Below are 9,763 nucleotides of genomic sequence, written 5' to 3' on the forward strand. Positions count from 1 at the left end.
GCGCTCGCGCCCTGGGTGGGGCTGACGGTGCCAAGAGTCGGGGCGGGCGGACCGGTGTAGGTGTAGGTCAAGCCGTTGCTGGTGCCGCCGGGGGTGGTGACGGTGACCTGGACGGTGCCACTGCCCGGCGGTGACACGGTCGTGATCACGCTGTCGGCGCTGACGGTGAACGAGGGCGCGGCGGAGGCCCCGAACTTCACGGCGGTGGCGCCGGTGAAATGGCTGCCGGTCAGGGTGACCGAGGTGCCGCCTGCGCTCGCGCCCTGGGTGGGGCTGACGGTGCCAAGAGTCGGGGCGGGCGGACCGGTGTAGGTGTAGGTCAAGCCGTTGCTGGTGCCGCCGGGGGTGGTGACGGTGACCTGGACGGTGCCACTGCCCGGCGGTGACACGGTCGTGATCACGCTGTCGGCGCTGACGGTGAACGAGGGCGCGGCGGAGGCCCCGAACTTCACGGCGGTGGCGCCGGTGAAATGGCTGCCGGTCAGGGTGACCGAGGTGCCGCCTGCGCTCGCGCCCTGGGTGGGGCTGACGGTGCCAAGAGTCGGGGCGACCAGGGCGGCCGAACTGCGTGGAGCCTGAGGGATGTTCAACGACCGATCTCCTTGCAGGTGGGGTCCGACCGGCAGGGGAGTGCCGGCCGGGGCCCGATGTGGGGTGGTAGTGGCGATGCCCGCCGGGGCAGAGCGTGGAGGTGTTGCCTCTGCCCCGGCGGAGTCCTGGGCCGGAGCCCGGTGGCCTGCCGAGCTCCGACGCGCGGATCAGATGCCGGGACCGGCCACGTAGGTGAAGCCGCCCACGGTGGTGACGGCACCGCCGGTCGTGGTGACCACGACATTGGCCGCGCCGGCGACCCCGGGCGGGGTGACGACGGACAGCGTGGTGTCGTTGACGACCGAGAACGGCGCCACCGCGCCGCCGACGGTGACCGACTGGGTGGTGGTGAGGTTGGTGCCGGTGACGGTCACCGCCGTACCGCCGGAGGTCGGGCCGGAGTCGGGGACGATGGTGGTGACCGTGGGGACGTCCACGTACGTGTAGGACAGGCCGTTGTTCGTGCCGCCGGCGGTGGTGACGCTGACGCCGACCGACCCGGCGGCAGCGCCCGCGGGCACGGTGACGCTGATCAGACTGTCGGACGTCACGGTCGGGACCGCGCTGTTGGCACCGAAGTTGACGGCGGTGGCGGTGGACAGGCCGGTGCCGGTGATGGTGATGGTGTTGCCGCCCGCGAGCACGCCGGAGGCGGCGCTGAGGGAGGACTTGAACGGCGCGCCGACGTAGAAGAACGACAGCGGGTTGCTGGTCCCGCCCGGCGTGGTCACGGTCACGCCGACGGTCCCGGTACCCGAGGGGGAGACGGCCGTGACCGAGGTGGCGGTGTTGGCGGTGATGGTGGCCGACTTGGTGCCGAACTTCACGGCGGTCGCGCCGCCGAGGTTGGTGCCGGTGATGGTCACGACGGTTCCGCCGCCGGTGGATCCCTGGTTCGGAGAGATAGGCATGAGATGTGCTCCCTTTCCGCTTCCTGGATGTGCAACTGGGTTGGGATGGCGCGCTGGGTGCTGCCCCTGGCTGCGCCCGTTTGGAATCGACGTGGCCACGTCGGTTTCCAGGCGCCCGAAAGGTGCGTACGGTCACGTGCCGGGGACGGCGGTCACCGGGCTTGTCCAGGTGATCGCCACAGTGCGCGGGGGCTGGGCCGCCGACTCGCGGCCACTGCTCCGCGGGCAGGGGCGCGTTGGTCGGGAGGGCGGCCGAGCCTTGTCCAGGATGGTGGCCCGCAGAAGGGCCGGGCGCATGCGCATCATTCGCATGACGCCCCCATGGACACAGCGTGAATCCGATGCTCCAGCCCGTGCCGAGGTGCGGCGCCGGTTGGTGGATCGCTTCCTTCGCCAGGAGGCCCTTGCGGTACGGGACTTGATTGCCGACGTGGTTCCAGCGCTTTGGTCCGCTGCCGCTCCCCTGAGAGGGATGGGAAGCCTACTGGTTCGGATACACACATTAACCCGTTCGGGCGCCGCATCCGCAAGGGCGTTGACGCCGAGTCACCCATACGGCGGAGCGTGAAGGCCTCGGACGGGGCGAGCGTGCGCTGGTCGGCGAGATCGTCCACAGTCGATCCGTCGAGGTCAAAGGCCCGATCGGACGCCGACGCCGACGGGCCCCGCGCGCGGGCCGGGGGGCACTATCCCGGGTGGGCTCGTTTGTCAGTGCTGGGGGTTAAGGGGTCGCAGGTTCAAATCCTGTCGTCCCGACCGGCGTTTTCGCAGGTCGGAGGTCGTTCCTACCGAATGGTAGGGGCGGCCTTTTTGTTTTGGTGGTCGCAGTGTGGTCGTGAACGCTCGTTCACGTCGCCTCGGGGGGTGTTTTCGGCGTATCGCCGCATTCCTGCACGCCCGTTGTGCGCCTTTTGTGCGCCCGATTGCAGTGACTGAGCGTGTTCATCGGGCGATTGAGTCCTCGTCCGTCGTTGAAGCGGGCGTGGTTCCGAATTGGGCATGGCTGTGGGGCCCGTGGCACCAGTTGTTGTGACGGGCCGTGTGGCTGGGTGTGTGTCAGTTACGGATCGTGATGCCGGGCGGCTTGAGTGGCATCGGTGGGCCTTGGGTGGCTGCGGTCGTGCAGGTGTCAGGCTGCGTGGCTGAACAGCGGGTTCGGCGCGGGGCTGTTCTGGGCGATGGCGTCGGTGCCGGCTCGGGAGCGGGCTTCGACGAGGCGGAGTCTGGCTTCGATGGTGTGGACGGCGGCCATGGCGACGTCCCAGGTCAGATGGCTGTAGATGTTCGCGGTGGTGGAGAGTGTGGAGTGCCGCAGCGTCTTGGAGATGACGGCCCTCCAGGGCGAGGGTGGCGGCGAGGTGGCGCAGGTCGTGGATGGTGACGTGGGGCAGTCCGGCCTGCTTGCGCAGGTCGTGGAAGCGGCGGCGGACCGCCGCGGGGTGGAGGGGCTTGCCGTCGGCGTCCTGGAAGACGTGGTCGTTGTCGGTGGAGGTGTTCCTGGCGATGGCGCGTTGGAGGGCGGCTGCGACGCGCTCGGACAGGGGTACCCAGTTGCGGCTCTTCTTCGTTTTCGGCGCTGTCAGGACGAGTTCGTGGTTGTCGATCGCGGAGAGCGTGTGGCGGATGAACACGACGCGGTCGTCGATCCGTACGCACGCGCGCTGGAGACCGAGCGCCTCGCCCTTGCGCAGGCCGGTGCCGATGATCACCTCGATGACATCGGCGAAGGCGGGGTCCTCCTCGCGGCAGTGGGCGAGGAAGGCGACGGCCTGCTCGGCGCTCCAGGGGACGCGTTCGTCCGCGCGGGGTCTGCGGATCGGCATGGGCTGGGCGGCGTTGAACGGGAGCCGGTGGGTGCGCACTGCTGAGCCCAGGGCGCTGGAGAGGGTGGCGAGGCAGTGGTAGACGGCCTGGCGTCCGCGGCCGGCTTCGAGCTGCTGGTGGGCGTAGGCGGCGATGTGGTCGTGGGCGAGTTCCTCCAGGCGTATCTCTCCGAAGACGGGGATGAGTTCGCCGTGTACGTAGGTGCGGTAGCGGGCGTAGGTGGTGGGTTTGAGCAGGAACTCAATGCTCACCGGGTGAGGTAGGCGGCGACCGTCTCGTGCGGGTCGGCGTCGAAGCCCAGTCGGCGGCCTTCGAGGAAGCGCCGCAAGGCGCCCTCCGTAGTCCACGCGTCCTCGAACCCGCCGCGCCGCACAGTGCGCCGCCGCCCGCTGAGGGGCGGGATGTCGACGGCGAACGTCCATGTGCCGTGCCCGTCCTCGGCAAGGCGCGGGCACCCGGCTCCGAGCTGCCGCCGATCCGCGTCACGGCACCCGCACCGGCGGTGGACCCTGCCCTGCCGTCCTGAACTGCGCACTTCCTCTGCCTCCCGTAGCCCTGACTCCTTGATCGGCTGCGGAGGCTACCGGTCCCGGGTACGGGGTGGCCGGGTGCGACCACCATGCGATCACCAACGCGGATTCGTGGCGCTGACCTGTGGACTCTCGGTGGGAGCCCGCACCTGGCCGCTCGTTCGACTCCTGGTGGGCGAGCCCGATCCGATGGGTGTGGGGGTCGCGGGCTCCGCCGGGAGTTGTCCTGCGGCCTCGCGCATGCAGAATGACGCGAGCGGCCGGTCGAAGCCTGCTGCCTGGTCGTACGGTCGTTCAGGGGAGAACGGCTGTGGTGGGCGAGAGGACGGCAGCACCGGGGGGTCGCTGAAGCGGGTGGGGTGGCGGGTCCTTCTCCTGGTCGATGAGGAGGGGCCGGGCTTGACCCGATCAGTCCTCGTCCTCGTCCTGCGGGTCGGTGGCCGCCGGGTATCCGTCCTCGGGGACGACCGCTTTGCCGGTGGCCTTCTCGATCGCTCCTACCAGGGCTCGTTGTCGGGCGTCGAAGAGGCCCGCGAAGTCGTCCTTGGCGAGGAGTACGGGGTCGGCCAGGTGGGTGCGGATGTGGTCGGCGAGGGTCTCGGCTTCCAGCTCGGCGTTCTTGGCGAGTTCCGGAAGGTAGGAGGACGGTGCCGCCCCGCCGATGATCCGGTTGGTGCGTCCGGTCAGCGGGGTCTTGTTGACGATCGAGTTGAAGCTGCCACTGGGGATGTTCTCCCGCTCGCACCAGGCTTGCGGGAAGATGTGGTGGATGTCCACGGCCGCGGCGAAGTACTCGGTGATCTCGGCCTTCTCGCATCGTCCATGGCAGCAACGCTGAACGCCTGACCGGGACGGCCGTTGCTGCATCACCACAGCGCAGCTGGGCGTCGGTCGTCGCGGGCGGCGCGTCGCAGGCCAGGCAGAGTCCGCTCCAGCGTGGTGGGGTACCAAGGCTGCCCCGCCCACGCCGGCCACCAAGGCCGGCGGTCTCCGGCGCACAGCGGTCGCCGCTCCCGGGTGACGGGTCACCGGGAACGTCCGGCCCAGGACCCGAGGTGGGCCCGGCGTACTGCCAAGGCGCCGACCGGGTCGTCGCCCACCCTGCGGGATGCGTGTGTCCAGCGGCTCGACGAGTGCCGGCAGCACCACGATGCCCATGGGCCAACCGTGCGCGCTCGCGACAGCACCCGCGCCCTCGCGCGCCCTGCCGATCTCGAGGGCTGCGGCGACCGAGTCAGGGAGTGGTCTCGGCGACCTTCTCCGTCGCGTATGCCGGTTCGGACGGGCGGCAAAGGACGATGGCCGCGGTGTCGTGCGCTCTGCCCCTGAATGCCCCGGTCGCAGTGCACGCCTCGGCCTCGCGTGTCGCTCCGATGACCTGGCCGGGCCCGGATTCGGACAGCTCGACCATGAAGCGCGGCCAGCTCCAGCCGTACCGCTCGGGCAGGCGGGAAGCGCCTGCGGACAGGACGGCGACCTGCTGGATCTGCGACAGCGGGATGCTTGCCGTCAGGGCTTGGTCAGCGGCCTCGGGCTTCGCACCGGCCACCCAGAAACCACCGGTGCTGTTGTTGCGGTAGCCGCGTACGGCGTCCTCTGTGTACGAGCCCAGGTATGCCACCCGGTCGTCGACGATGACCTCGACCGCTCCGTTGATCCGGTGCAGCGCGACGGGTGAGTGGCCGAGCACGAGGACGTCCAGGCTGCCGTCCCGCTCGCGAACCACCGCGACGGTTGACGAGGGACTGTCCGCGTTTGTCATGTCGCAGGTCTGGCCGTGCCTGTCGACCAGCACAGTCAGGGCAGTGCGCAGGATCTCCCGGAGGCCGGCCGAGCTGTCCGTGAGCAGCTGCGCGCAGAGAAGTCCCGCCAACTGCTCGACGTACCAGGTGACATCGTGGGTGCAGCCCGTCGTGGCTCCCGTGGCGGTGGCGCCGTCCAGGACGAAGGCGAACCCTGGTCCGGTGACGACGGCAGCCTCGCTGACGCCGCCCGGCGTCGGGACGGTCGCGTGCGTGATCTCGAACGGCATCAGGAAATCCCCTGCTCGGGTGGGTCGGACTTGGGGGCTGACGTGCACTGCCGCGGGTGTCTGGCCGACCGCACTGGGCGGTTCGGGCCGCCGGGGCAAGAGCAGGGCCGGCCTGTTCAAAAGCCAGGGGCCCGGCCGTATGCGCGTCTCGGGTAGGGAGGAGAAACGCCGGCCCGATATCTCAGAGCGGCAGGAGCGCGATGGCCGGTGTCGGCGCCCACTCTGTGATGCTCCCGTGGCTTCGTGCCTGGGCCTGACGGTCGGTTGACATGCCGCCCACCATCAGGGCGAGCCGAAGCCGGACCGCGTAGGCGCAGCGGGTGAGCGCTTGCGTCGTGTGCGCCGCGAACCTGCACCGTGCAGAAGGAGCGTGACGTGGCATCGCATTCGTGACGGGATGGATGCGGTCGGAGCGGGACTGGCCGGGGGTGTTCGCGGGGAACAGTGCCCCTGAGTCGGCGGGTCGGTGCGAGCAGTGGTCGGGAGTGGGAATGCGAAGAACCCTTCTCGGATGGCACGTCGCGAGGAAGCTCCGCAGTGCCGGGCAGCGGGAGGTCGGGGACGGGCCGGGGGTGTGCGGAGCGGGCCGCGGACGGGACTGCGCGCGGCGCGTGATCGGCAGACGGCGCTCGATGTGGGCGGAGCGGCTCAGAATCGCGGCGCCAGCCCTCGGGGCAGATGCGGATGGGCTGCTCCGCGTCGCGCACACGTGCCCACCAGGCTGGAGTCAGAAACCTGAACGGCCGGGGAATGCGCGTGGCGCAATGCCGAGGGGCCCGCACCGGGCATTATGTACGCGGTGCGGGCCCCTCGCTACCAGGCGGGTGCCGTGGCAGAAACTACAGCGGACGAATGTTCTCGGCCTGCGGGCCCTTCTGGCCCTGCGTGACGTCGAACTCGACCTTCTGGCCCTCGAGCAGTTCACGGAAGCCGTTGGCGTTGATGTTCGAGTAGTGGGCGAACACGTCAGGACCGCCACCCTCCTGCTCGATGAAGCCGAAGCCCTTTTCCGCGTTGAACCACTTCACAGTGCCATTAGCCATAAAGAAATCTCCTTCAAGGGGCTGTCCGGAACCCGCACAGTGCGGGATCCGAGTCGCCGCGATGAGCACCCACCCGGGGAAGAGCCGGGAAACAAAAAGGCGCCTGCGATACATCAGCAGGCGCACACAAAGTTCATGGGACCACAACTGCAACTCGGAAGAGTCTAGCAGGCTCTGTGCCCCGGCGGCGGGCAGCCATCAGGACGTGTCGAGGGGTCCTTCGCGCGGCCCGTAGGACCCCGGCCGTGAAATCTACGGGTTGCTGACGGTCTGCCAGGCTTTGGTGCGCGCGGGCGTCGACGCCGCCCCGGACTCGGCCCGGATCGTGCCGGCTGCACCGTTGCCCCGGAAGCGGCCCGGCCGGCCCGGCGCGCCCCGCAGCGGCAGCCTGGACGAAGCAGCCGAGTTCCTGGGCATCAAAGCCGGCGTAGAGCCTGAATCCGCTTGCGGTTCGGGCGGGCGGACGAGCCCGATCGCGTCCCAACGGTGGAGGGCGCGGACGGTGCCTCCCACCCGGGAGGACGTGGTGTGGGGGTCGGCGGCCAGCATCACGGGCGGACTCGGAGGCATCAGCGACGACGAACTCCTCTCGCCATACGGTCGCGGTGGCAACGGCGGCGCCAGCAGCTCATTCACCGCCTCGGTCCCAGGTGCCAACGGCGGCAGTGGATCCATCGCCGTCGTCTTCGAGCGCTGACCGCGCCCGACCCGGCGAAGCGCCGGGCGAACCGCGAACCGCCCACGCCACGTGCCGCCCGTGTCCGGGGGGATCCCTGGCAAAGGCCCACCTCCTGGACACAGGCACGTCCGCAAGGGCTGCGGACTCCGTGAGACACCCGCCAGGTCTGTCGGCCGCCCCGGCGTACGGCCGGGGCGGTGGGCACGAGGCATCTGAGACGTGGCAGGCGAAGCCGGGTGGCGGTTCGGCCTGCCGTGGTTGTCAGCTGTGGGAGTAGCCAAGGTCGCCGATGGTCCAGCTACTGACGTCCTCGATGGCGATGCGGTACATGCCGCCGGTGTGGGGCAGTGCGAAGTCGCCCTGAAGGATCTTCGCCCGGTGGAGATGCAGATGGGTGGGCCGGGTGGGCGGGCCGCCTGGGGGCGGGGCGAAGAGGGCGGCGAACGGCTTCAGGTGCTCCGAGGCCTGGAGGACCTCCGCCACCCGCTCCCACCACAGGGTCACCGGCGCGAGCCGGCCGGTGATCACCGCGCCGGGGACCACCACGGTCAGGGACATCTGGTTGCTGTGCTCGGACTCGACCATCGCGGCGATGTCGACGAGCAGCCCGTCAGGGTTCGACATGACCCCCAGAACAGGACACGGCTTCCCGGGCCTCACGCGCCTGGGGCAGCGGCCACGGCGGCAACGGGCCTGTCGTCGGCCGCACGCCGGACGCTACGCGGCGGCGACCTGACGTGCCGGCCGGCTGCGCCGGGGTGCGGGACATGTGGGAGCGGCCGTGGGGGTTGAGACGGTGCCCGGATCGTGTGGGCCGGCGGTGACGAGCAGGTCGTCGCCGAGGGCGGTGACGGTGAAGCCCGCATCGCCGAGGACCTCCGACAGGGCCAGCATGAGCGCGGTGCGGATGCCGCGGAACTCGGTGCGCCCGGCGGCGTCGGCGGGATGCGGGCAGGCGTGGAGGGTGGGTCCGATCAGGTCCTCGCCCGGCCGCCATCCCAGTACGAGGCCGGTCCTCGGACGCAGTCGGACGGAGAGTCCGGCTGCCTGCGGGGGTGCCGGCTCGAACCCTCGGCGGGAGAGCACTTCGCAGACGGACTCAAACAGATGTTTGTCATCCACGTCCGGAGTCTATCGCCCCGCCCACCCTGCGGTCGGTCATCGGTGACGAGGTGTCACGTACTGTTCAAGTTTGTCGCCGGTGCGGCCCCGGGGCGGGATCGGGGGTGCCTGTTCGACCTGGTTGGGCGCGCGCTCCTGGACGGCGGACCGGCGCGATGGTCCAGGGGCGCGCGGCAGGGTCCGCGCCATGCGCGGTGCGTCGCGCCCGGCTGGGAACGCGTGTGTCCTGGGTCAGAGTTTGAACATGGCGGCGTAGGGCTGGGTGATGCGTTCCTGGCGCGATCCGAAGTCGACGAGTACCGCGATGTCGCTGTCGCCTTCGACGCCGATGGCCCGGCCGAGGCCGTAGGTGTCGTGGGTGACGCGGTCGCCGACGGCGAAGTGCTTGCGCGGTGCTTCGATCCGGGCCTTGAAGGGGCTGGTGGGCAGGACGCGGCGGACTGCTGCAGATTTCGTCATTCCCTGCAGTATGCGCCGGAAATCGCGGGAGCGGGTCCTTCCGGCGCATTCAATTTCGCAGTTGCGGCAGGAATCTCGCGTAAGCCGTCCAGTTCGCCCCCGGACGGCGGCGGTGGGCCTGGTGCGTCGCTTTCGTGGGTCTGTCGCGGTTGGGGCAGGCGCTCGGCGCCCGCGCGACTCACCCTCCGGGGAAGGGCCACTGGTCGGCGTCGAAGGGGCGGGGTGCGTTCCCAATCTGGCTGCCGCGCAAGCATGTTGACCGTCTTGGCGCCTCGCGGCCGGCGGCCCCGGGGAAGGGGCCTCGCGGAACCGGGGGTGAAATATCCGCCCGTGGCGGGCTGGGGCCTGCTAGAGTCGTTTTAGTTGCAGTAGTGGTTCCCATGAACTTTGTGTGCGCCTGCTGATGTTTCGCAGGCGCCTTTTTGTTTCCCGGCTCTTCCCCGGGTGGGTGCTCATCGCGGCGACTCGGATCCCGCGCTGTGCGGGTTTCGGACAGCCCCTTGAAGGAGATTTCTTTATGGCTAATGGCACTGTGAAGTGGTTCAACGCGGAAAAGGGCTTCGGCTTCATCG

12 protein-coding genes and 1 pseudogene are annotated in these 9,763 nt (G+C 69.9%); 3 read left to right on the top strand and 10 right to left on the bottom strand.

Features of this window, described 5'->3' with window-relative positions:
- The 4 genes and pseudogenes from ACFVYI_RS41775 to ACFVYI_RS41790 form a co-directional block, all read right to left on the bottom strand.
- Positions 1 to 590, bottom strand: a 590-nt coding sequence (locus tag ACFVYI_RS41775; protein ID WP_387895219.1) for an IPT/TIG domain-containing protein, incomplete at its 3' end; no start/stop codon positions are given.
- 168 nt (positions 591 to 758) lie between these two features.
- Complete coding sequence (locus ACFVYI_RS41780) at positions 759 to 1,502, bottom strand: IPT/TIG domain-containing protein (protein ID WP_387895221.1); 744 nt, start codon at positions 1,500 to 1,502, stop codon at positions 759 to 761.
- Between the two features lie 1,129 nt (positions 1,503 to 2,631).
- Positions 2,632 to 2,754, bottom strand: a complete 123-nt coding sequence (locus tag ACFVYI_RS41785; RefSeq protein WP_387895240.1) for a hypothetical protein — start codon at positions 2,752 to 2,754, stop codon at positions 2,632 to 2,634.
- Between the two features lie 151 nt (positions 2,755 to 2,905).
- Positions 2,906 to 3,325, bottom strand: a pseudogene (locus tag ACFVYI_RS41790) (tyrosine-type recombinase/integrase); the annotation flags it as partial.
- Positions 3,326 to 3,400: 75 nt separating this feature from the next.
- On the opposite strand from ACFVYI_RS41790, the gene ACFVYI_RS41795 reads away from it, so the two are divergent.
- Positions 3,401 to 3,589: a hypothetical protein gene (locus ACFVYI_RS41795; RefSeq protein WP_387895242.1), complete on the top strand. Its 189-nt coding sequence runs from the start codon at positions 3,401 to 3,403 to the stop codon at positions 3,587 to 3,589.
- Positions 3,590 to 4,264: 675 nt separating this feature from the next.
- Here ACFVYI_RS41795 and ACFVYI_RS41800 read toward each other — a convergent pair.
- From ACFVYI_RS41800 to ACFVYI_RS41810, 3 genes are all read right to left on the bottom strand, one after another.
- Entirely contained in the window at positions 4,265 to 4,723 is a 459-nt protein-coding gene (locus ACFVYI_RS41800; protein WP_387895223.1) for a hypothetical protein, read from the bottom strand.
- Positions 4,724 to 5,090: 367 nt separating this feature from the next.
- The gene (locus ACFVYI_RS41805; protein WP_387895225.1) at positions 5,091 to 5,888 is read right to left on the bottom strand and encodes a hypothetical protein; all 798 of its coding nucleotides are present in this window, start codon (positions 5,886 to 5,888) and stop codon (positions 5,091 to 5,093) included.
- 839 nt (positions 5,889 to 6,727) lie between these two features.
- On the bottom strand, positions 6,728 to 6,931 hold the full coding sequence (locus tag ACFVYI_RS41810; RefSeq protein WP_030918248.1) for a cold-shock protein: 204 nt from the start codon (positions 6,929 to 6,931) through the stop codon (positions 6,728 to 6,730).
- A gap of 502 nt (positions 6,932 to 7,433) precedes the next feature.
- On the opposite strand from ACFVYI_RS41810, the gene ACFVYI_RS41815 reads away from it, so the two are divergent.
- Positions 7,434 to 7,628: a hypothetical protein gene (locus tag ACFVYI_RS41815; RefSeq protein WP_387895228.1), complete on the top strand. Its 195-nt coding sequence runs from the start codon at positions 7,434 to 7,436 to the stop codon at positions 7,626 to 7,628.
- Between the two features lie 243 nt (positions 7,629 to 7,871).
- Here ACFVYI_RS41815 and ACFVYI_RS41820 read toward each other — a convergent pair whose 3' ends face one another.
- From ACFVYI_RS41820 to ACFVYI_RS41830, 3 genes are all read right to left on the bottom strand, one after another.
- Complete coding sequence (locus ACFVYI_RS41820; RefSeq protein ID WP_387895231.1) at positions 7,872 to 8,234, bottom strand: hypothetical protein; 363 nt, start codon at positions 8,232 to 8,234, stop codon at positions 7,872 to 7,874.
- Between the two features lie 93 nt (positions 8,235 to 8,327).
- Positions 8,328 to 8,732 (bottom strand): hypothetical protein, encoded by a 405-nt coding sequence (locus ACFVYI_RS41825; RefSeq protein WP_387895233.1) that lies wholly within the window; start codon positions 8,730 to 8,732, stop codon positions 8,328 to 8,330.
- Positions 8,733 to 8,963: 231 nt separating this feature from the next.
- Positions 8,964 to 9,191, bottom strand: coding sequence for a hypothetical protein (locus ACFVYI_RS41830; RefSeq protein ID WP_328954395.1), 228 nt, complete (start codon positions 9,189 to 9,191; stop codon positions 8,964 to 8,966).
- Positions 9,192 to 9,582: 391 nt separating this feature from the next.
- Here ACFVYI_RS41830 and ACFVYI_RS41835 point away from each other — a divergent pair.
- A partial coding sequence (locus ACFVYI_RS41835; protein ID WP_387895237.1) for a cold-shock protein occupies positions 9,583 to 9,763 on the top strand: 181 nt, incomplete at its 3' end.

Source organism: Kitasatospora sp. NPDC058218, from assembly GCF_042882445.1.
Classification (GTDB): domain Bacteria; phylum Actinomycetota; class Actinomycetes; order Streptomycetales; family Streptomycetaceae; genus Kitasatospora.